Genomic DNA, 20,389 nt, shown 5'->3' on the forward strand with positions numbered 1-20,389 from the left:
GCGGCCGCCGGAGGCTTACGGCGCCGCGGAGACCTGGGGCCGGACCCGAGATTTTGAGGAGCACCGTGGCACGTCGCCTGTTCACGTCCGAGTCGGTCACGGAGGGCCACCCGGACAAGATCGCTGACCAGATCAGCGATGGCATCCTCGACGCCCTCCTGGCGCAGGACCCGCGGAGCCGGGTCGCGGTCGAGACCCTGATCACGACCGGCCAGGTCCACGTCGCCGGTGAGGTGACCACCCAGGCCTACGCGGACATCCCGACCATCGTCCGCGAGACGATCCTCGGCATCGGGTACGACTCGTCGAAGAAGGGCTTCGACGGCGCGTCCTGCGGCGTCAGCATCTCGATCGGCTCGCAGTCGCCCGACATCGCGCAGGGCGTCGACACCGCCATCGAGCTCCGCGACGGCGAGAGCGCCGGCGACGCGCTCGACCGCCAGGGCGCCGGCGACCAGGGCATGATGTTCGGCTTCGCGTGCTCCGAGACGCCCGAGCTGATGCCGCTGCCGATCGCGCTGGCCCACCGCCTGGCCCGTCGGCTGTCCGCGGTCCGCAAGGACGGCACGGTTCCCTACCTGCGTCCCGACGGCAAGACCCAGGTCACCATCGAGTACGACGGCCTGCGCCCGGTCCGCCTCGACACCGTCGTGGTCTCGTCGCAGCACGCCGCCGACATCTCGCTCGAGTCGCTGCTCACCCCGGACGTCCGCGAGCACGTGATCGCGCCGGAGCTGGAGAGCCTCGGCCTCGACACCGAGGGCTACCGCCTCCTGGTCAACCCGACCGGCCGCTTCGAGATCGGCGGCCCGATGGGCGACGCGGGCCTGACCGGCCGCAAGATCATCGTTGACACCTACGGCGGCTACGCCCGCCACGGCGGCGGCGCGTTCTCCGGCAAGGACCCGTCCAAGGTCGACCGTTCCGCGGCGTACGCGATGCGCTGGGTCGCCAAGAACGTCGTCGCTGCCGGCCTGGCCGAGCGCTGCGAGGCCCAGGTCGCCTACGCGATCGGCAAGGCCCACCCGGTCAGCCTGTTCGTCGAGACGTTCGGCACGGAGAACGTCCCGGTCGACCGGATCGAGAAGGCCATCGCCGAGGTGTTCGACCTCCGCCCGGCCGCGATCATCCGCGACCTCGACCTGCTGCGCCCGATCTACCAGCAGACCGCCGCGTACGGCCACTTCGGCCGCGAGCTGCCGGACCTGACCTGGGAGAACACCGACCGCGCGGCCGACCTGAAGAACGCCGCCGGCCTCTGAGCCACACGTAACGCACGAAAGCGGGTCCGCTCCGGCGGGCCCGCTTTCGCGTTTGTCGATGCGCACCCGACGGGTATCCCGGTCCCATGCGGACTCGCCCGGACAAGGCCCGCGACATATGGCGTGACGTCGCCCGGTATGCGCTGGCCGCCCTCGTCGGCTGGCCCCTCGCCGCGCTCGTAGGCGTCTGGCTCACCGACGAACCGTTCGACGAGTCGCTCGCGTCGACGTTCCCGATGGTGGTGATCACGGTGCTCTTCCTGGTCGCCGCCGAGCGCGCCACTCGCCGCTTCCTCCCACGGCGGGGGAGGGACGACGACTGAACCCGGCGTCCCGCGCGGTGGAAGGATGGTGCGGTGGCGAACCGGAGCAACCGTGCGGAGCGAGTGCCCGCACCCGAGCTGCCGGTCGCCCGTGTCTGCGTCGACGTGCCGTTGCCGCATCTCGACCGGCTCTTCGACTATCTCGTACCGGCCGAGATCCACGAGACCGCGCGGCCGGGCACCCGGGTCAAGGTCCGCTTCGCCGGCCAGCTCGTCGACGGCTGGCTGATCGAGCGCGCGGCGGAGTCGGCGGTGCCCAAGCTCGCCTACCTGGATCGGCTCGTCTCGGCCGAGCCGGTGCTCACCCCGGAGATCGCGGGGCTCGCCCGAGCGGTGGCCGACCGCTACGCGGGCAGCCTGGCCGACGTCCTGCGCCTGGCCGTCCCGCCCCGGCACGCCCGGGCCGAGCAGGCGGCCGGTGCCGACCGCCCGCCCGCGGCCGGCGCCGACCGCCCGCCCGCGGTCGGAGACGACACTCTCCAGACGGCCGGCGAGGACCGCCGACTCGCGGCCGGCGAGGACCGCCTACTTGCGGCCGGCGAGGACCGCCCGCCCGCAGCCGGTGAGGACCGCCCGCAGGTCGCCGAGGGCGATGACCGCTCGGAGCCGGTGGGCGAGTCGCCTTTGGCCGCCGCAGCGGACGAACCGGCGACCCCCGCGGCGCTTGTCACCGGCACCGGGTGGTCCGAGTACCAGGCCGGCGAGGGGTTCCTGCGGGCGCTGCGGGACGGCAAGAGCCCAAGGGCCGTCTGGTCGGCGCTGCCGGGGGAGGACTGGCCCGCGCGGATCGCCGAGGCCGCCGCCGTCACCCTCGCCGCGGGCAAGGGCGTGGTCGCCGTCGTGCCGGACGCCCGTGACCTCGAACGCCTCGACGCCGCGCTGGCCAAGACGCTCGGCCCCGACCGGCACGTCATCCTGGCCGCCGGCCTCGGCCCGGCCAAGCGCTACCGGGCCTTCCTGGCCGCCAGCCGGGGCCAGGTCAAGGTGGTCGCCGGCACCCGGGCCGCCACCTTCGCCCCGGTCCACGACATCGGCCTGGTGGTGATCTGGGACGACGGTGACGACCTGCACGCCGAGCCCAGGGCCCCGTACCCGCACGCCCGCGAGGTCCTCCTCACCAGGGCGCAACGGGCCGGCGCGGCCGCCCTCGCGGGAGGCTTCAGCCGCACCACCGAGGCACAGCTCCTGCTGGAGACCGGCTGGGCCCGCGAGGTCGTCGCCGACCGGGCCACCCTGCGGCGGCGCATGCCGACGATCACCCCGACCGGCGACGACCCGCAGTTGGCCCGCGACCCCGGCGCCGCCACCGCGCGGCTGCCCAGCCTGGCCTGGGAAGCCGCGAGAGCGGCCCTTAAGGCCGACGCGCCGGTGCTGGTCCAGGTGCCCCGCCGCGGTTACCTGCCGTCGGTCTCGTGCGCCACCTGCCGGGCTCCGGCCCGCTGCACCGCCTGCGCCGGCCCGCTCGCGCTGCGCTCCTCGCACGCGGTGCCGGCCTGCCGCTGGTGCGGCCGCGTGGCCGGCGACCACGTCTGCCCGCACTGCGGCGGGCGAGGGCTGCGTGCCTCGGTCACCGGTGCCCGCCGGACCGCGGAGGAGCTCGGCCGGGCGTTCCCTGACATCCCGGTGCGCACCTCCGGGCGGGACGAGGTGCTGACCGAGGTGCCGGCGACGGCCGCGGTGGTGGTGGCCACGCCCGGCGCCGAGCCGGTCGCCGAGGGCGGCTACGGGGCCGTGGTGCTGCTCGACACCTGGGCGCTGCTCACCCGGGCCGACCTGCGGGCCGGCGAGGAGGCGCTGCGGCGCTGGATGACCGCGGCGGCCCTCGCCAAGCCCAGCGGCCGGGTGGTCGTGGTCGCCGACGGCAGCGTGCCGGTCGTCCAGGCCCTGCTGCGCTGGGACCCGGGCTGGTACGCGGAGCGCGAGCTGTCCGAGCGCCGCGAGCTGCGGTTCCCCCCGGCCGCCCGGATGGCCAGCCTGACCGGTGCCGCGCCGGCGGTGGCCGACCTGCTCGACGCCGCTCATCTGCCGCCGGACGCCGAGCTGCTCGGGCCGGTGCCCGCCGACCAGGGCCAGGAGCGCTATCTGGTCCGTGTCCCCCGTGCGAAAGCCGCCGAGGTGGCCGCCGCGCTGCACGCCGCCACCGGCGTACGCAGCGCCCGCAAGGCACCTGATCCGGTGCGCGTCCAGGTCGATGCCACCGACCTGTTCTGACGTCACATCGGGGGTCCGGGCGGTTCCGGGCAGGGCTCCGTAGACTTGTCGGGATTGCGCCTCGCCCGCCCCCGCGCGAGCGACCCCGAACGAGGAGTTCCACGTGACCGTCCAGCCCATCCGTCTGTTCGGCGACCCGGTGCTGCGCACCCCCGCCGACCAGGTCGTCGACTTCGACGCTGAGCTGCGCAAGCTGGTCGCCGACCTGGTCGAGACCATGCAGGAGCAGTCCGGGGCGGGGCTGGCCGCACCGCAGCTCGGCGTCGGGCTGCGGGTGTTCGCCTTCGACGTCGACGAGGTGGTCGGGCACATCGTCAACCCGACGGTCAGCTTCCCCGACGACGAGGAGCAGGACGGCCCGGAGGGCTGCCTGTCGATCCCGGGGGTCTACGTCGACACCAAGCGCCGCCAGAACGTCGTGGCCACCGGCTTCAACCAGTTCGGCGACCCGATCAAGCTGGTCGGCAGCGGCCTGATGGCGCGCTGCGTGCAGCACGAGACCGACCACCTCGACGGGGTGCTCTTCATCGACCGGCTGGACGCCGCGGCGCGCAAGGACGCGATGAAGGAGATCCGGCAGGCCGAGTGGTACGACGCCGGCGCGCCGCCGGTGATCAAGGCCAACCCGCACAGCGCGTTCGGCCTGGGCGGGGTCCGCTGATGCGCCTGGTCTTCGCCGGCACACCGGCGGTCACGCTGCCCGCTCTCGAGGCCATCGCCGCCTCCGACCACGAGCTGCTGGCCGTGGTCACCCGGCCCGACGCGCCCGCCGGCCGGGGCCGCAACCTGGTCCGCTCGCCCGCCGGGGCCTGGGCCGACGAGCACGGTGTCGAGGTGCTGACGCCGGCCAAGCCGCGTGAGCCCGAGTTCCAGGAGCGGCTGCGCGACCTCGCGCCCGACTGCGTGCCGGTGGTCGCCTACGGCGCCCTGGTGCCGCCGGCGGCGCTGGAGATTCCCCGGCACGGCTGGGTCAACCTGCACTTCTCGCTGCTGCCGGCCTGGCGTGGCGCCGCACCTGTGCAGCACGCGGTGCTGCACGGCGACGAGATCACCGGAGCAAGCGTGTTCGAGCTCGAGGCGGGCCTGGACACCGGTCCGGTCTACGGCACCCTGACCGACGAGATCCGGCCCACCGACACCTCCGGCGACCTGCTCGGCCGGCTGGCCGAGTCCGGCGCCGGGCTGCTGGTCGCCGTGCTCGACGCGATCGAGCAGGGCACGGCCCGGGCCGAGCCGCAGCCCGCCGACGGGGTGAGCCTGGCGCCGAAGCTGAGCGTCGAGGACGCGATGGTCCGGTGGGAGGAGCCGTCGTTCGCGGTCGACCGCAGAATTCGAGCCTGTACGCCGGCGCCAGGCGCCTGGACCACGTTCCGCGAGGACCGGGTCAAGCTGGGCCCGGTCCGGCCCGTCGCCAACGGTCCCGCGCTCAAGCCCGGTGACCTGCTGGTCGACCGCACCGGCGTCCTGGTCGGCACGGCAACCACGCCGGTCGCCCTCGGTGAGGTGCGGGCCGCGGGCAAGCGGGCCATGCCGGCCGCCGACTGGGCGCGCGGCGTCCGGGTCGAGTCCAGCGAGCGTTTCGCGTGAGCGCCCCGGTGCGCGGCCCGGGCGGCCGCGGTGAAGGTGGCGGCGGACGCGGGCGCGACGGCGGGCGCGGCGACGGCGGGCGCGGCCCGGCCAGCCGGGATCGCCGACCGACGGTCGACCCGGCCCGGTTCGCGGCCTACGAGGCGATCGCCGCGGTGCACCGCGACGACGCGTACGCCAACCTGGTCCTGCCGCACATCCTGACCGACCGCGACGTGCGCGGCCGCGACGCGGCGTTCGCCACCGAGCTGACCTACGGCACCCTGCGCGCGCTCGGCACCCTCGACGCGGTGATCGCCCACGCGGCCGGCCGCGAGGTCGACCGGATCGACCCGCCGGCACGCGACGCGCTGCGGCTGGGCGCCTACCAGATTCTCAACATGCGGGTCCCGGCGCACGCCGCGGTCTCGTCCACCGTGGACCTCGTGCGGATCGTCGCGCCGGGCGCCACCGGCTTCGCCAACGCGGTGCTCCGCGAGATCACCACCCGCGACCTCGACACCTGGGTCGAACAGCTCGCGCCGGCGTACGAGACGGACCCGATCGGCAACCTCGCCCTGACCAACAGCCACCCGCAGTGGATCGTGCGGGCGTTCCAGGAGGCGCTCGGTGGCGACCTCGAGGAAACCAGCCGACTGCTGATCGAGGACAACCAGGCAGCGGCCGTCGTGCTCTGCGCCCGGCCCGGCCGGGTCGACGCGGTTGACCTGGCCGAGGAGGTCGGCGGGTCCCCGGGCGCGTTCTCGCCCTACGCCGTCTACCTGTCCGGCGGTGCGCCCGGCGACCTGGCCGCGATTCGCCACGGCCGGGCGCACGTGCAGGACGAGGGCTCGCAACTCGTCGCGGCCGCGCTGGTCGACGCGCCGATCGAGGGCAACGACACCCGTTGGCTCGACCTGTGCGCCGGCCCGGGCGGCAAGGCGGGCCTGCTCGGCGCGCTCGCCGCGCAACGCGGCGCCCAGTTGACCGCGGTCGAGGTGACCGAGCACCGGGCCGAGCTCGTGTCCAAGGCGGTCGCCGGTTTCCCGGTGACCGTGCTGCACACCGACGGCCGCGAGGTCGGCCGCGAGACCGAGCTCCCCGAGCAGGGTTTCGACCGGGTGCTGGTGGACGCGCCGTGCACCGGGCTGGGTGCGCTGCGCCGCCGGCCGGAGGCCCGCTGGCGTCGTCAGCCGAGCGACCTGCCGCCGCTGACCAAGCTGCAGCGGGAGTTGCTGACCGCGGCACTGCGGGCGGTCCGCCCGGGTGGGGTGGTCGGCTACGTGACCTGCTCGCCGCACACCGTCGAGACGCACGTGTCGGTCACCGAGGGCACCCGGCGCTCCGACATCGAGGTCGACTTCGTCGACGCCCGCCCGTTGCTCCCGGCCGGCATGCCAGGCCTGGGCACCGGCCCGACGGTGCAGCTCTGGCCGCACCGGCACGGGACGGACGCGATGTTCCTGGCGGTCCTGAAGCGGACTAGTTGACCGGCATCAGGGAGGTGCCGCCGCCCTTGATGGACCTGGTGTACGTGCGGCCGCTGTCCCAGGAGAAGCACTTCACGCCGCGGTTGCCCTGGTCCCACTCGGCGGCGGTGGGGTAGTAGTAGATCGTGCCGGTGCGGAACGCCAGGTTGTCGTCCTTCGGCAGCTTGGCGTACGCCGCGACGGTGTTCAGGCAGGCCTTGTGGATGGCTTCGCCGTCGTCGATGAACGTCTTGTAAGGCTTGTTCGGTGCCTCGAAGATGCCGACGAACTCGCTGCGGTGCGACTTGGTGCAGGGGATCGCGACCATCTCCTGCACCACCTCCTTGGAGATCTTCGGGGTGAAGCAGCCGTAGTGCAGCCCGCCCGCCTTGGTCAGCGCGCCCTTCAGCGAGGCGGAGCGGTAGGCGGTGCTGGTGTCGTCGAGCGACGTCGTCTCTCCGACGTCGCAGCGGTACCAGCGCGAGCCGCCCTGCCACGCCTCCGGCCCGGGCAGCGCGAGGCTGAGGGTGAGCCGGGCCGTGCGCCAGTCGCCACCGAGGTAGTCGGCCGCCTTCGCGCCGCAGTCGGCGTACGCCGCCTGGTATGGCTTCTCGCCGGGTTTCGGTGGTTTGGCGCCCGCGTCCGTGAACGATCCGACGTGGACCGTCTCGATCATGTGCGGGGAGGCGCAGTCCACCGGCGCGTACGCGGCCAGGTAGCCGGACTCGACCGCGGAGGCGTGGCAGACCTCGGCGTCGGGCACGAACGGCTTGGGTTCGCTCATCGGGCGCCAGTCGTCGCTGATGTCGCCGTCGACCCCGGCCGGGTTGCCGCCGCAACCGGTGAGGGCCAGAGTTGCCACGAGGCCCGCGAGGCCCACTGCCCACCACCGTCGCATGCATCCCTCCACAGGGCCGGGTTGAGGGCAACCCTACGGGGATCGGCCTCAGGTTCGTACACTGGCCCGGTGACCCGACCGTCGCCGATCGTCGCCCCCAGCATCCTCGCCGCTGACTTCGCCCATCTCGCCGACGAGGTCCGTCTGGTCGAGCAAGACGCCGACTGGTTGCACATCGACGTCATGGACAACCATTTCGTGCCCAACCTGACGATCGGGCTGCCGGTGGTGCAGAGCCTCCGCCCGATCACGCAACTGCCGTTCGACGTGCACCTGATGATCGACGAACCGCGCCGCTGGGCACCGGCCTACGCCGACGCCGGCGCGTACAACGTCACCTTCCACGCGGAAGCGTGCGACAACCCGGTGGCGCTGGCCAAGGACCTGCGTTCGGCGGGTGCCAAGGCCGGCCTGGCGATCGACCGGGACACCCCGATCGAGCCCTACCTGGAACTGCTGCCCAGCTTCGACACGCTGCTGGTGATGACCATCAAGGCGGGCTTCGGCGGACAGCGCTTCGTGCCGGAAATGCTCGACAAGGTCCGCCAGGTGCGTGCGGCCCAGCAGAGCGGCCATTTGGAACTGCGCATCGAGGTCGACGGCGGGATCGCCGCCGACACCATCGAGCAGGCGGCCGAGGCGGGGGCCGACGCGTTCGTCGCGGGCACCGCGGTCTACGGCGCTGACGACCCGGCCGAGGCGATCAGACGGCTGCGGGCCCTCGCGGCCGGTGTGGTCGGGCACCGATGAGCGAGCGCAGCGAGGTCAGCCTGGAGACCACCAACAAACTCGGTCTCATCCTGGTCGTCGACGATGACGAAGACATCGCCCGGTTCGTCGGGATCAGCCTCAAACTGCACGGTTTCGACGTCATGCACGCCGCCGACGGGCAGGAGGCGCTCGAGCTGATCGAGCGCGCGCGGCCGGACCTCTGCGTGGTCGACCTGATGATGCCCCGCATCGACGGCGTCGAGCTGACCCGGCGGCTGCGCGCCAACCCGATGACCGCCGCGCTGCCGATCATCATGCTGACCGCCAAGGGGCTGACCGTCGACAAGGTCTACGGGCTGACGAACGGCGCCGACGACTACATCGTCAAGCCGTTCGACACCTCGGAGCTCTGCGCGCGGGTCGAGTCGACGCTGCGCCGCAACCGTGAATATCGCGAGGTCTCGCCGCTGACCGGCCTGCCCGGCAACACCCGGATCGGCCGCGAGATCACCGACCGGGTCCGCAGCGGCACCGACTACGCGGTCGCCTACATCGACATCGACCGGTTCAAGAGCGTCAACGACGTGTACGGCTTCGGCCGGGGCGACGAGTTCATCAGCGCGCTGGCCCGCAGCCTCCACCGGGCGGTGATCGAGGCCGGCCTGCCACCGGCGTTCCTCGGCCACATCGGTGGCGACGACTTCGTGATCGTCTGCGCGCCGCAGCAGGTCCGGCCGCTGTCCGAGAAGGCGGTCCTCGACTACGAGAAGACCACCGACGGGCTCTACGACGAGCGCGACGCCTCCCGCGGCTACGTCGAGGTCCGCGATCGCCGCAACAACATCCAGCGGGCGGCACTGGTCACGCTCTCGATCGGGGTGGCCCTCTCCAGCGGCGACCGCCGGTTCTCCGACCCGCGCGAGATCATCGCGCTGGCCAACGAGATGAAGGGCGTCGCGAAGAGCCAACCGGGCTCGTACGTGGCGGTTGACCGGCGGCTCGCGGCCAGCTGACCGATTTATTCCGCGGTGTCCGTGACCGTCGCCGCGTGTGAGGTAGGTCGCCTGTCGATCGCTGTTCTGCGAATTGCGTGTAAGACTGGAGCCAACCCACCACGCGCTGGCGGGACTCGGTGAAATTCCGAACCGGCGGTGATCCGGGGGCCTGGCCCCTGGTAAGCCCGCGACCCGGTCGAGGAACCTCTCGAACGGTGGACCTGGTGAGAATCCGGGGCCGACGGTTGGGCAGCCCCTATGGCCGCCCAGACAGTCCGGATGGGAGACAGCGCGAGGGCGGATGGCCGCGCCGTTCCCTGGTGCCGCCGTCGGGGCGGCTCTGCGATGCCGTCCCGAGCCGCGCCTTGCCGCACCTCCCGCATCCTGCCCGCGCCGCGTGAACACGGCGAACGGGAAGGAACGGGCATGGCGAGCGGCGGCGTCTCCATCGACGAGGCGATGCGACGCGCGATCGCACTAGGTGCGCGCGGCCTCGGCACCACCAGTCCCAACCCGATCGTGGGTTGTGTGCTGCTCGATGCCGCGGGCGAGGTGGTCGGCGAAGGCTTCCACGCGTACGCCGGCGGACCGCACGCCGAGATCGTCGCGTTGGCGCAGGCGGGCGAGCGGGCCAGAGGTGGCACCGCGATCGTCACCCTGGAGCCCTGCAACCACACCGGCCGCACCGGCCCCTGCACCCGCGCGCTGATCAACGCGGGCGTCTCCAAGGTGGTCGTCGGTGTCGCCGACCCTGACCCGGTCGCCCGGGGCGGCGCCGAGACGCTGCGCGCCGCGGGCGTCGAGGTCGAGATGGGTGTCCGCGAGGACGAGGCCGAGGCCGGCAACATCGCCTGGCTGACCAGCGTGCGCCGGGGCTGGCCCTACGTGACCTGGAAGTACGCGGCCACCCTCGACGGCCGGTCCGCCGCCGCCGACGGCACCAGCATGTGGATCACCTCCGAGGCCGCCCGGACCGACGTGCACGCGCTGCGCTGCGCGAGCGACGCCGTCATGGTCGGCATCGGCACCGTGCTCGCCGACGATCCCCGGCTGACCGCCCGCAACCTGCGCGACGGCTCCCTGGCCATCCGGCAGCCGCTGCGGGTCGTGGTGGACAGCGCCGGGCGTACCCCCGCCGGTGCGAAGGTCCGCGACAACGCCGCCGCGACCTGGGTGGCGACCGCCGCACAGGTCGGCACCGGCCCTGACGGCAAGGTCGACCTGCAGGCGCTGCTCGCGGCGCTGCACGTCCGCGGCGTCCGGTCCGTGCTGCTGGAAGGCGGCCCCAGTTTGGCCGGCGCGTTCCTCGCCGCCGGGCTGGTCGACAAGGTGGTCGGCTACGTCGCTCCGAAGCTGCTCGGCGCCGGTGCGTCGGCGCTCGTCGACGCGGGCGTGTCGACCATCTCCGAGGTCATCGACCTCGATCTCACCGATGTCACGCGGGTCGGCCCTGACCTGCGGTTCACCGCTGTGCCACGCAAGAAGGAGGGCTGACCCGCATGTTCACCGGCATCATCGAGGAGCTCGGCGAAATGGTCGGCTGGACGGCGACCGGCGACGACTCCGGCCTGATCGCCATCCGCGGCAAGACCGTCGTCGACGACCTCAAGCACGGCGACTCGATCTCGGTAAACGGCGTCTGCCTGACCGCCGTCGAGATCTCGGCCGACGGGTTCACGGCCGACGTGATGGGCGAGACGCTGCGGCGTTCGTCCCTCGGCGAGCTGCACCCGGGCGACCCGGTCAACCTGGAACGCGCGGCCCGGCTGGACAGCCGGCTCGGCGGCCACCTGGTGCAGGGGCACGTCGACGGCGTCGCCCGAATCGTCGGGCGGGAGGCCGCCGAGCAGTGGACCACCGTCCGGTTCGAGCTGCCCGCCGCCATCAGCCGCTATGTCGTGGAGAAGGGCTCGATCACCGTCGACGGTGTCTCGTTGACGGTGATGGAGGCGGGTGACGACACGTTCGCGGTCGGGCTGATCCCGACCACGCTGTCGCTCACCACGCTCGGGCACAAGCAGATTGGCGACCTCGTCAACCTCGAGGTCGACGTGATCGCCAAGTATGTCGAACGGCTCCTGGGGGAGAGGTCATGACGCTGTCCACTGTGGAAGAGGCCGTTGCCGCGATCGCGGCCGGCAAGCCGGTCGTGGTCGTCGACGACGAGGATCGCGAGAACGAGGGCGACCTGATCTTCGCCGCCGAGAAGGCGACGCCGGAGCTGCTCGCGTTCACCGTCCGCTACACGTCGGGCTACATCTGCGCGCCGGTGACCGAGGAAGAGGCGGACCGGCTCGAGCTGCCCCCGATGTACCACACCAACCAGGACCGGCGCGGCACCGCGTACACGGTGACGGTCGACGCCCGTGAGGGCGTCAGCACCGGCATCTCGGCAGCGGACCGGGCGCACACGATCCGGCTGCTGGCGTCGCCGGACACCACCCCGGGCGACCTGTCCCGCCCCGGCCACGTCGTTCCGCTGCGGGCCAAGGCCGGCGGGGTGCTGCGCCGGCCCGGCCACACCGAGGCGGCGATCGACCTCGCGGTGCTGGCCGGCCTGCGTCCCGCCGGCGTGCTCTGCGAGCTCGTCAACGACGACGGCACCATGATGCGCCTGCCCGACCTGGAGAGGTTCGCGGCCGAGCACGACCTGGCGGTCATCTCCATCGCCGACCTGATCGCCTACCGGCGGCACCACGAGAAGCAGGTCGAGCGGGTCGTCGAGACACGCCTGCCGACCGATCACGGCGTGTTCACCGCGATCGGCTACCGCGCCGAGCACGACGCGGCGGAGCACGTGGCGATGGTCTTCGGCGACATCGGCGACGGCGACGACGTGCTCGTCCGGGTGCACTCCGAGTGCCTGACCGGCGACGTGTTCGGCTCGCTGCGCTGCGACTGCGGCCCGCAGCTCAACGCGGCGCTGGCCCGCGTGGCGGCCGAGGGCCGCGGCGTGGTGCTCTACATGCGTGGCCACGAGGGTCGCGGCATCGGCCTGCTGCACAAGCTCCAGGCCTACCAGCTCCAGGACATGGGCCGCGACACCGTCGACGCCAACCTCGACCTGGGCCTGCCGGCGGACGCCCGCGACTACGGCACCGGCGCGCAGATCCTCTACGACCTGGGCGTGCGCTCGATGCGCCTGCTGACCAACAACCCGGCCAAGCGAGCTGGCCTGGAGGGCTACGGGCTGACCATCGTCGGCCGCGAGGGCCTGCCGGTGCGCCCGCACCCGGAGAACGTCCGTTACCTGCGGACCAAGCGTGACCGAATGGGACACCTGATCGACGTCCTCGACGACGTCGACCTTGCGGAGGGATTCTGATGGCCGGTTTCGGCGAACCTGACGTGGCCACCGTGGACGCCTCGGGCCTGACGGTCGGCATCGTCGCCGCCCGCTGGCACGGCGAGCTAACCGACCACATGGTCGGTCGGGCGGTGGCGGCGGCCAAGGCCTCGGCGGTCTCCGACGTCGCGGTGGCGCGGGTCGCGGGATCCGTGGAGATCCCGGTGGTCGCGCAGGCACTGGCGAAGAAGTACGACGTGGTGGTCGCCCTCGGCGTGGTCATCCGGGGCTCGACGGCGCACTTCGACTACGTGTGCCAGTCGGTGACCGAGGGGCTGACCCGGGTCGCGCTCGACTCGGGCAAGCCCGTCGCGCATGGCGTGCTCACCGTCAACACGCTGGAGCAGGCGCAGGACCGCGCGGGCCTGCCCGGCTCGGCCGAGGACAAGGGCTACGCCGCGACGCTGGCCGCCCTAGACGCGGCCCTGGCCATCCGGGCCATCTAGAGATCCAGCACGACCTCGCCGCGGGGGCGGGAGCAGCAGATCAGTGTGTTGCCCGGCCCCGCGGGTTCGAGGGGCTCGGGGTCGAAGTCGACGTCACCAGAGAGCAGTGCGGTCTCGCAGGTGTGGCACACGCCGGTGCGGCAGGACCAGCGCGTCGGCACGTCGCACGACTCCGCCAGCTCCAGCAGCGAGCGGCGGTCGTCGGACCACGGGATGGTCAGGCCGCTGCGGGCGAAGGTGACCGCCGGTCCGGTGCCGGGCGGCCCCTCCGGCGGGTGGGGCTGGCGGCGGGTCTTGTCGGTGATGCCGGGGTTGATAGCCGAGCGGGCGGCGAACAGTTCCGTGCGCACCCGGTTCGGCTTCATGCCGTAGTCGACCAGCGCGGTGCTGATGTCGTCCATGAAGGACTCTGGACCGCAGACGTACGCGTCTGCGTCCTTCGGTGGCGCCAGCGAGTCCAGCACCGCCCCGGTCAGCCGGGTCTCCGTCGACCAGAACAGGTGCTCGTGGGCGTTCGGCAGGGCCGCGATCAGGGCACGGGTCTCGTCCGCGAAAGCGGCGTGGCTCGCATCGTGTGCCGTGTGGATCCACCAGATCTGCCGCTGGTCGCGGTCGGCGGCCAGCCGGTGCAGCATCGCGAGCACGGGCGTCACGCCGATGCCGGCCGAGATGAGCAGGATCGGGTCTGTGCCGTCGGCCAGCAGGAACTCGCCGCGGGCGGGTGCCACCTCGACGAGCGCGCCCGGCTTCACGTGGTCACAGATCCAGCGGCTGACCGATCCGTGACCCTCCTGCTTCACGGTGATCCGGTACGCGGCCGGGTCGGAGAGCGAGTACGAGCGCACCGGCACGGGGTCGCCGGCCTCGGGGACCCGCAGCGTCAGATACTGCCCGGGCTGGGCCGGCGGCAGCGGCTGGTCGTCGGTCCCGGCGAGGTAGAACGAGGTGATCGACGCGGTCTCGGGCACGACCCGGTCGACCCGCAGCTTGCGGAAGCCCCGCCAGGCCGGCTCGTGACCCACCGGGATCGGGGCGAGCCCGCCACCGCCGGCCAGCACGTCGTGGAACGAGGCCTGCCAGCCGGGGCTGAGCGCCGGGATGTCGAGGGCGGCGCGGATCCGGTCGTGGTCGGGGTTCGGCAGGTAGAGCAGCGCGTCGACCTCGGCGACGGTGACCTGGTGCGGCCCGACCCGGGTGCGGAGGATCTCGTCGCCCGCGCCGACCTCGCCCTCGGTGATCACCCGCAGGTAGAACCCGGGACGGTGGTGACCGACCAGCAGCGCCGGCAGCCTCGGCTCCTCGAGCCGCATGCCGACCCGGAAGCAGGTGACCCGGGGCTGGGTGACCTCGAACTCGGCGTCGCCGATGCGGTAGCGGTCGCCGATGTGCACCTCGTCGTCGGGCAGCCCGTCGACGGTGAAGTTCTCACCGAACGCGCCGTAGCCACCGAGGTCCTTGGCGAAGACCTTCGACCAGTGTGCGTACGAGTCGGTCTGGTAGACCAGCACGGCCCGTTGCTCGCCGCCGTGCCCGTCCAGGTCGCCCTGGCCGTCGCCGTCGATGTTGAGCCGGCGGACCATCCGGCGCCCCGGCACGGGCGCCTTCCACACTCCGGTGTGGACGGTCCTGCCCTGCCAGTCGACGTCCTTGGGCATTCCGACGTTCACCGACAACAGTGTCGCCATGGTCGTCCCCCCTCTCGCCAACGTAGATCGGAGGCAGCGGGCCGACAACGGGTGTGACCGCCGCCGGGCCGCTCAATTTCTCGCCACGCATGTCACACCAGCCTCTCGCCGCCGTCGATTCCCAACGACACCCCGGTCAGGAAGGTGTTGGTCAGTGCGAAGACGACCGCCCGGGCGACGTCGTCGGCCGTGCCGACCCGGCGGGCCGGGTTGGTGCCGCTCCGGCCGGCGAACAGGGCCGCCTTCTTCTCCGGGCCGAGCGCGTCGTACGCGCCGGTGTCGATCGTGCCCGGCGAGATCGCGTTGACCCGGATCGGTGCGAGCTCCACGGCGAGCGAACGGACGATCGCGTCCACGGCGCCGTTGGTGGCCGCGACGGCCAGCATCCCCGCCGCCGGCTTGACCGACGTCGCGCCGGAGAACAGCAGGAACGAGCCGTCCGCCGGCATCCGGTTGGCGAAGTGCTTGGCCAGCAGGATCGCGCCGACCGCCTTGGTGCGCAGGGACAGCGCCACCACGTCGGGGTCGAGTTGGCCCACCGGCCCCCGCGCCCGCGCCGACGCGGTGGTGACCACGTGGTCGACGGTGCCGAGGCGCTCGGCGAGCCCGGCGACGCTGGACTCGTCGGTCAGGTCGACGGTCTCAGCGGTGATCGCCGGGTCGTCGTAGGCGACGGCGAGCGTGGCGGGATCGCGCCCGGCGACCACGACCGACGCACCGGCCTCCCGCACGGCGTCGGTGGTGGCCCGGGCGATCCCGCCGCCCCGGCCGATGATCAGAACGGTCCGGTCCTTGAGTGTCATGGTCTTGACCCCTCTCTAACGCATAACTCGACGCTAGAAGCATTAGGAAGGTGGGTGCAAGCGGTTCTCGCGATCGTCCCAACTAATGGATAAGCTAGGCGGGTGAGCATCAGTCTGGCCGATGTCCAGGCGGCTGGCTTCCCGATGGGCGGCGAGCCGCTGGTCGCGCTCGACCTGGTCGACACCAAGATGCTCGTGACCGACCCGCCACAGGACCTGATCGCCGACCCGGCCGCGGCGGACGCCTGGTGGCGGCTCCAGTCGCCGCGCCTGCCCGTCGGCCCCGCGCCGGACCTGGCCGCCACCCAGCGGCTGCGCACGGCGATCCGCGACCTGTTCGACGCGCACCTGGAAGGCCGGCGGCCGGACCCGGGCAGCCTCGACGACGTCAACGCCGCGGCCGCCGCGGTCCCGACCAGCCTGCGCCTGACCGCCACGGACGGCGGCTACCGGGAAGAGACCGACTGGCACGCCGAGCGCGGTGGCAACGCGGCCCTGGCCGCCACCGCGCGCGGCGCGATCGAACTGCTCGCCGACGAGCAGCGGCTGGCCCGGCTACGCCGGTGCGCCAACCCCAACTGCTCGATGCTGTTCCTCGCCGAGACCACCCGCCGCCAGTGGTGCACTCCCAACATCTGCGGCAACCGCACCCGAGTCGCCCGCCACTACGCCCGCACCCACCACAAGGACTCCTAGCCGAGCTCCCTCGGGAGCGGTTTCTGGTGCAGGACGACCAGGCTCGCGACCGCGCGGGTCAGGGTCACGTAGAGGCGGGCCAGGCCGCGCGGTTCCGCGGCGACGATGTCGGCGGGCTCCAGGACGATCACGTGGTCGTATTCCAGGCCCTTGACCATGCTGGCCGGCACCACGGCGGCACCGGGGAGGTCGCCGAGGGTCGCGGCCAAGTCGTCGGCGGCGATCACCGCCACCGTCGCGTCTGGCGGCAGCTCCTGGAGAGCTTCGCGTGCGGCCGCGGTGAGGTCGTCCACCCGCCGCACCTCCAAAGAGCCGCCGGGTTGGTAGGAGCGGGTCGGCTCGATGCCGGGTGCCAGCGCGCGGGCCGCGTAGTCCGCGATCGTCTGCGGCACGCGGTAGCCCGTGTGCAGGTCCAGCGTGCGGACCTCGTGCTTGCCGAGCCGGGCGACCAGGTCCGGCCACGAGTCGGCGGCCAGCGGGTGGGTTGCCTGGCCGAGGTCACCGACGATGGTCATCGACGCGTACGCCGCCCGCCGTGCGATCATCCGGGACTCCATCGGCGACAGGTCCTGCGCCTCGTCGACGATCACGTGGAGGTACGGCTCCTCCACCGGCGCGTCGTCGGTCTCGGTGACCGGCAGCGGCTCGGCGAGCACGGGCACGTACCCCTCCTCGCCGTGTGGGTCGAAGCCGTCGGTCCAGCCGACCACCTTGTGGCCCTCGCGCAGGATGACGGCTTCCGCCCACCGCTGCGCCAATCCGGCCGCGTCGTTGTCGATGCCCTTGCCGGCCAGCGCCATCGGGGTCGCCAGGCCCGGCGCGTAGAGCTCCCAGCCCTCCTGGAGCCCACAGCTCAGCACGAAGGTGTCCACCAGCCGCCGGTCGCTGGTGAGCTCGCGTAGCTGCCACTCCGGCTTGGGTGCCCGCGGCGGCGGTGGCGGGTCGCCGAGCAACCCGGTCAGCTCGTCGAGCAGCGGCACGTCGTCGACCGAGAATCCTGACGGGTCGCGGTACGAGGCCGACAGCGTCGAAGCGTCCGGCCCCGCCACCCGCGCCGGATCGGCGAGCCACGACAGCACCGCCGTCGGGGTCAGCGCCGGCCACCACGCGCGCAGGAACCGTTGGAACTCGCCCCGGTCGCCGACCTCGTCGACGAACAGCTCACGGTCGAGATGGTCGGCGTCGACGGTCGACCACAGCTCGTCGAGCAGGACCGCGGCGGCGGTCGGGCGGGCGGAGTTGGGCAGCGTGCCGTCGGCCTCGCAGCGGGCGCGGACCCGGGTGCGGGCGGCCGACAGGTCGTTGGCGCCGATCGTGAGCACCTGGCCGGCGTACACGACGCGCAGCTTGTCCGGTGCTCCCGGCGGTGTCTGCCACATCAGCTCGGTCAGCACCTCGCGCATGCGCTCGCTGCCCTTGATCCGGGCGACCTCGGCGCGGTCGCGACGGGTGGCCGTGACCCCGTCGAACAGCTCGCCGATCGCCCGCAGGTGCACGCTGTCCTCGCCGAGCGACGGGAGCACCCGGCCGATGTAGTCGGTGAACACCGTCGACGGGCCGACCACCAGGATGCGGCCGGCGGTGAACCGGCCGCGGTCGGTGTAGAGCAGGTACGCCGCGCGGTGCAGCGCGACCTGCGTCTTCCCGGTGCCCGGGCCGCCGGTGATCAGCGTGACGCCGCGGGCGGGTGCCCGGATGGCCTCGTCCTGCTCGCGCTGGATGGTGGTGACGATGTCGCGCATGTGCGGGCCGCGGGACCGGCGCAGCGCGGCCAACAGCGCGCCCTCGCCGAGCACCCGCAGGTCACCGGAGGCATCGGGGGACAGCAGGTCGTCGTCGAGGTCGACGACCCGCTCGCCGCGGCAGAAGATGACGCGGCGCCGCACCACGTCCAGCGGGTCGCCGGTGGTCGCGCGGTAGAACGGCGCCGCGGCCGGCGCACGCCAGTCGACCAGCAGCGGCTCGATGCCGTCGCGGACGCCCAACCGTCCGATGTGGTACGTGTCGCCGTCGGTGAAGTCGAGCCGCCCGAACACCAGGCCGTCGGCCTCGGCGTCGAGCTCGTGCATCCGGCTGGCGGCCCGGTGGACGATCGCGTCCCGCTCCACCAGCCCGGTCGCCGACCTGGTCGTGGCCCGCTGGTGCCCCTCACCCTCGAGCGCCCTGGCCTGCTCGCGCAGCACGTCGAGGCGCTGGTAGATCCGATCGACAACCTGCTGCTCAGCGGCGATTTCCTGTGTCCTGACTGCGGGCACGCTGCTCCCCCGGGTATCCGCTCGTAGTGGGTCCCGACGAGCATATGAGCAGGTCAGAGCGTGAAAATCAGCATCCGGGTCGATTCGTAGGGGTTGCGCCGCACGTATAGTTAAAGGGGCAGAGAGAAATACCGGTCGTGCGGGAGCATGAACGCTCCACGACCGAAGGGACGCCCGCATGAGTTCTGAGCTCGACGAGATGGCGCGTCAGATCATCGACGACAACAAATATCTGACGCTCGGCACCATCGGGTCGGACGGGCGGCCGCGGGTCTCGCCGGTCTACTTCACCCACGTCGGCTATCGCGACTTCTACTGGGTGTCCTCGCCGGCGGCGCGGCATTCGGTCAACGTCGCCGAGCGGCCCGACGTCGCCATCGTCGTGTTCGACTCCACCGCCGCGATCGGTCGCGGGCGGGCCGTGTACGTCGACGCGGTGGCGACCCAGGTTCCCGCCGACGAGCTGCCGCGACGGTGTGCCGAGGCGTTCGGTGACACGGCGCCCGGCGTGGTCGCCTTCACGCCCGACGCGCTGTCCGGCGACGCGGAGCTTCGGCTCTACGTGGCCCGGGCGACCGCCCTCGACGTGCACATCCGGGGGAGTGACCCGACGTACGGCGCGCCCAACGGGATCGACTCGCGCCGCGGCGCGCAGCCCTGGGCCTGACGCCCGTGCCGCGCTGGCGCCCGGTCGTCGCCGGCCACGACCGGGGACGCTACGGGTTCGCGGTGGGCTGGTCGGTCGTCGGCCTCGTGCCGGCTGTCGCGCCCGCGCTGACCGGGCGCACGGTGGCGGCGTTGGTCGCCCTCCCGATCGTGCTGCTCTGGCAGGTCGGGCTGTGGCGGACCGTGCTGGTCGGCGTCTACGTCAGCGCGCACGGCATCAAGGTCCGCTCGGTGGCCCGTACCCGCGTCGTGCCCTGGTCCCAGGTCGACCGCGTCTGGACGGGCCAGGCCGACGGCTACGACGCGTGGCAGATCTGGGTGACGACCCGTGAACCGCAGCGCCACATCCCGACGCCGATCTGGCGCCGCGGCTCACAGTCATTCCATCTCAACCGGATCGTCCTGCCGGCGGACCAGTTCAGCGCCGTCCTGGCCGCGCTGGCACCGGGTCAGCTCGGCTCGGTGTAGCAGAGGATGTAGGCCGTTCCGGCGTGCACCTCGTCCGTGGTGTTGGTGAAGGTCGCCTGCCAGCCGAGCAGGCCGCTGCCGCCGGGGCCGACCAGCGGCACGCTGCCCACCACGGCCAGGTCGGGGGAGTCGACCTGGAAGCCACCGCCCGTCGGCACCAGCCCGTCCGGGCACGAGACGCTGACGTTCTGGAACGCGCTGTTCGCCGGGATGTCCTCGGTCTCGCTGAGCACCTGGCTGGGTCCGGTCAGGCCGGCGGGTCCGGGCGGACCCTGCGGGCCGCGGGGACCGCGCGGGCCGCGGACGTTCCAGCGCACGCTCTCCTCGAACGGGCCGCAATCGGGCCGGAACCCGGTCGGGATGCGCACGTCGCCGGTCGCCTTGTTGACGCAGGCGTTGATGACGTGCGCGCCGCCCTCCGGCTCGGCCTGGGCCAGGCTGCCTACGGCCAACAGGGTCGCGGCGGCCAGGCCGGTCACGCTCAGCGCGCGCAGCGCGCGGCGTCGACTAAGAGATTTCACGTCTCTCCTCGATGGAAACCGAAAATGCCTCCTACTTGGAGGGCCAAAACGGTTATATCGCGAAGAAA

The 20,389-nt window shown here is 72.7% G+C and carries 20 protein-coding genes and 1 riboswitch; of the genes, 15 read left to right on the forward strand and 5 right to left on the reverse strand.

Going from position 1 to position 20,389, the window contains the following annotated elements; genetic code table 11:
- Positions 1–65 precede the first annotated feature (65 nt).
- From metK to BLV39_RS23895, 6 genes are all read left to right on the forward strand, one after another.
- Positions 66–1,262 (forward strand): methionine adenosyltransferase, encoded by a 1,197-nt coding sequence (gene metK / locus BLV39_RS23870; protein ID WP_090797097.1) that lies wholly within the window; start codon positions 66–68, stop codon positions 1,260–1,262.
- An 86-nt stretch (positions 1,263–1,348) separates the two neighbouring features.
- Complete coding sequence (locus BLV39_RS23875) at positions 1,349–1,585, forward strand: hypothetical protein (protein WP_090797099.1); 237 nt, start codon at positions 1,349–1,351, stop codon at positions 1,583–1,585.
- 63 nt (positions 1,586–1,648) lie between these two features.
- Positions 1,649–3,796 (forward strand): primosomal protein N', encoded by a 2,148-nt coding sequence (locus tag BLV39_RS23880; RefSeq protein ID WP_239084126.1) that lies wholly within the window; start codon positions 1,649–1,651, stop codon positions 3,794–3,796.
- 103 nt (positions 3,797–3,899) lie between these two features.
- On the forward strand, positions 3,900–4,457 hold the full coding sequence (gene def / locus BLV39_RS23885; RefSeq protein WP_090797102.1) for a peptide deformylase: 558 nt from the start codon (positions 3,900–3,902) through the stop codon (positions 4,455–4,457).
- A complete protein-coding gene (gene fmt, locus BLV39_RS23890) occupies positions 4,457–5,383 on the forward strand; it encodes a methionyl-tRNA formyltransferase (protein WP_090797106.1) in 927 nt (308 codons plus the stop codon). Before def ends, fmt begins: the two co-directional genes overlap by 1 nt.
- Entirely contained in the window at positions 5,338–6,852 is a 1,515-nt protein-coding gene (locus BLV39_RS23895) for an RsmB/NOP family class I SAM-dependent RNA methyltransferase (RefSeq protein WP_090797110.1), read from the forward strand. Before fmt ends, BLV39_RS23895 begins: the two co-directional genes overlap by 46 nt.
- On the opposite strand, the gene BLV39_RS23900 is transcribed toward BLV39_RS23895, so the two are convergent.
- A complete protein-coding gene (locus BLV39_RS23900; protein ID WP_090797113.1) occupies positions 6,845–7,729 on the reverse strand; it encodes a septum formation family protein in 885 nt (294 codons plus the stop codon). The two genes, BLV39_RS23895 and BLV39_RS23900, sit on opposite strands and share 8 nt — an antisense overlap.
- Before the next feature lie 69 nt (positions 7,730–7,798).
- Here BLV39_RS23900 and rpe point away from each other — a divergent pair, with 69 nt between their 5' ends.
- From rpe to ribH, 6 genes are all read left to right on the forward strand, one after another.
- Entirely contained in the window at positions 7,799–8,479 is a 681-nt protein-coding gene (rpe, locus tag BLV39_RS23905; protein WP_090797116.1) for a ribulose-phosphate 3-epimerase, read from the forward strand.
- On the forward strand, positions 8,476–9,453 hold the full coding sequence (locus BLV39_RS23910) for a GGDEF domain-containing response regulator (RefSeq protein WP_090797121.1): 978 nt from the start codon (positions 8,476–8,478) through the stop codon (positions 9,451–9,453). Before rpe ends, BLV39_RS23910 begins: the two co-directional genes overlap by 4 nt.
- Before the next feature lie 101 nt (positions 9,454–9,554).
- A riboswitch (FMN riboswitch) is annotated at positions 9,555–9,730 on the forward strand.
- 131 nt (positions 9,731–9,861) lie between these two features.
- Positions 9,862–10,929, forward strand: a complete 1,068-nt coding sequence (gene ribD / locus BLV39_RS23915; RefSeq protein ID WP_090797126.1) for a bifunctional diaminohydroxyphosphoribosylaminopyrimidine deaminase/5-amino-6-(5-phosphoribosylamino)uracil reductase RibD — start codon at positions 9,862–9,864, stop codon at positions 10,927–10,929.
- A gap of 5 nt (positions 10,930–10,934) precedes the next feature.
- A complete protein-coding gene (locus tag BLV39_RS23920) occupies positions 10,935–11,531 on the forward strand; it encodes a riboflavin synthase (protein WP_090797130.1) in 597 nt (198 codons plus the stop codon).
- Complete coding sequence (locus tag BLV39_RS23925; protein ID WP_090797133.1) at positions 11,528–12,760, forward strand: bifunctional 3,4-dihydroxy-2-butanone-4-phosphate synthase/GTP cyclohydrolase II; 1,233 nt, start codon at positions 11,528–11,530, stop codon at positions 12,758–12,760. The genes BLV39_RS23920 and BLV39_RS23925 overlap by 4 nt, the downstream gene beginning before the upstream one ends.
- On the forward strand, positions 12,760–13,227 hold the full coding sequence (ribH, locus tag BLV39_RS23930; protein WP_090797136.1) for a 6,7-dimethyl-8-ribityllumazine synthase: 468 nt from the start codon (positions 12,760–12,762) through the stop codon (positions 13,225–13,227). The genes BLV39_RS23925 and ribH overlap by 1 nt, the downstream gene beginning before the upstream one ends.
- Here the strand turns inward: ribH and BLV39_RS23935 are convergent.
- Positions 13,224–14,912, reverse strand: coding sequence for an MOSC and FAD-binding oxidoreductase domain-containing protein (locus BLV39_RS23935; protein WP_090797144.1), 1,689 nt, complete (start codon positions 14,910–14,912; stop codon positions 13,224–13,226). The genes ribH and BLV39_RS23935 overlap by 4 nt on opposite strands.
- A 92-nt stretch (positions 14,913–15,004) precedes the next feature.
- A complete protein-coding gene (locus tag BLV39_RS23940; protein ID WP_090797147.1) occupies positions 15,005–15,715 on the reverse strand; it encodes an SDR family oxidoreductase in 711 nt (236 codons plus the stop codon).
- A 102-nt stretch (positions 15,716–15,817) separates the two neighbouring features.
- On the opposite strand from BLV39_RS23940, the gene BLV39_RS23945 reads away from it, so the two are divergent.
- Positions 15,818–16,411 (forward strand): CGNR zinc finger domain-containing protein, encoded by a 594-nt coding sequence (locus BLV39_RS23945; protein WP_204083048.1) that lies wholly within the window; start codon positions 15,818–15,820, stop codon positions 16,409–16,411.
- Here BLV39_RS23945 and BLV39_RS23950 read toward each other — a convergent pair.
- Positions 16,408–18,666 carry a HelD family protein gene (locus BLV39_RS23950; RefSeq protein WP_090797150.1) on the reverse strand — a complete coding sequence of 753 codons (2,259 nt, stop codon included), beginning with the start codon at positions 18,664–18,666 and terminating at the stop codon, positions 16,408–16,410. The two genes, BLV39_RS23945 and BLV39_RS23950, sit on opposite strands and share 4 nt — an antisense overlap.
- A 178-nt stretch (positions 18,667–18,844) precedes the next feature.
- Between BLV39_RS23950 and BLV39_RS23955 the strand changes: the two genes are divergently transcribed.
- Together BLV39_RS23955 and BLV39_RS23960 are read left to right on the forward strand one after the other, a co-directional pair.
- On the forward strand, positions 18,845–19,333 hold the full coding sequence (locus BLV39_RS23955) for a pyridoxamine 5'-phosphate oxidase family protein (protein ID WP_090797154.1): 489 nt from the start codon (positions 18,845–18,847) through the stop codon (positions 19,331–19,333).
- Positions 19,334–19,338: 5 nt separating this feature from the next.
- Positions 19,339–19,800: a PH domain-containing protein gene (locus BLV39_RS23960; protein WP_090797157.1), complete on the forward strand. Its 462-nt coding sequence runs from the start codon at positions 19,339–19,341 to the stop codon at positions 19,798–19,800.
- Here the strand turns inward: BLV39_RS23960 and BLV39_RS23965 are convergent.
- A complete protein-coding gene (locus tag BLV39_RS23965) occupies positions 19,782–20,321 on the reverse strand; it encodes a hypothetical protein (protein WP_143049853.1) in 540 nt (179 codons plus the stop codon). The genes BLV39_RS23960 and BLV39_RS23965 overlap by 19 nt on opposite strands.
- Positions 20,322–20,389 lie beyond the last annotated feature (68 nt).

Source organism: Asanoa ishikariensis (assembly GCF_900107455.1).
GTDB lineage: Bacteria > Actinomycetota > Actinomycetes > Mycobacteriales > Micromonosporaceae > Asanoa > Asanoa ishikariensis.

Excerpts from the sequence above, each read along its gene's own strand:
- BLV39_RS23875 (WP_090797099.1), top strand. The coding sequence starts at position 1,349 with ATGCGGACTCGCCCGGACAAGGCCCGCGACATATGGCGTGACGTCGCC.
- fmt (WP_090797106.1), top strand. The coding sequence starts at position 4,457 with ATGCGCCTGGTCTTCGCCGGCACACCGGCGGTCACGCTGCCCGCTCTC.
- BLV39_RS23900 (WP_090797113.1), bottom strand. The coding sequence starts at position 7,729 with ATGCGACGGTGGTGGGCAGTGGGCCTCGCGGGCCTCGTGGCAACTCTG.
- BLV39_RS23910 (WP_090797121.1), top strand. The coding sequence starts at position 8,476 with ATGAGCGAGCGCAGCGAGGTCAGCCTGGAGACCACCAACAAACTCGGT.
- ribD (WP_090797126.1), top strand. The coding sequence starts at position 9,862 with ATGGCGAGCGGCGGCGTCTCCATCGACGAGGCGATGCGACGCGCGATC.
- BLV39_RS23920 (WP_090797130.1), top strand. The coding sequence starts at position 10,935 with ATGTTCACCGGCATCATCGAGGAGCTCGGCGAAATGGTCGGCTGGACG.
- BLV39_RS23925 (WP_090797133.1), top strand. The coding sequence starts at position 11,528 with ATGACGCTGTCCACTGTGGAAGAGGCCGTTGCCGCGATCGCGGCCGGC.
- ribH (WP_090797136.1), top strand. The coding sequence starts at position 12,760 with ATGGCCGGTTTCGGCGAACCTGACGTGGCCACCGTGGACGCCTCGGGC.
- BLV39_RS23935 (WP_090797144.1), bottom strand. The coding sequence starts at position 14,912 with ATGGCGACACTGTTGTCGGTGAACGTCGGAATGCCCAAGGACGTCGAC.
- BLV39_RS23940 (WP_090797147.1), bottom strand. The coding sequence starts at position 15,715 with ATGACACTCAAGGACCGGACCGTTCTGATCATCGGCCGGGGCGGCGGG.
- BLV39_RS23955 (WP_090797154.1), top strand. The coding sequence starts at position 18,845 with ATGAGTTCTGAGCTCGACGAGATGGCGCGTCAGATCATCGACGACAAC.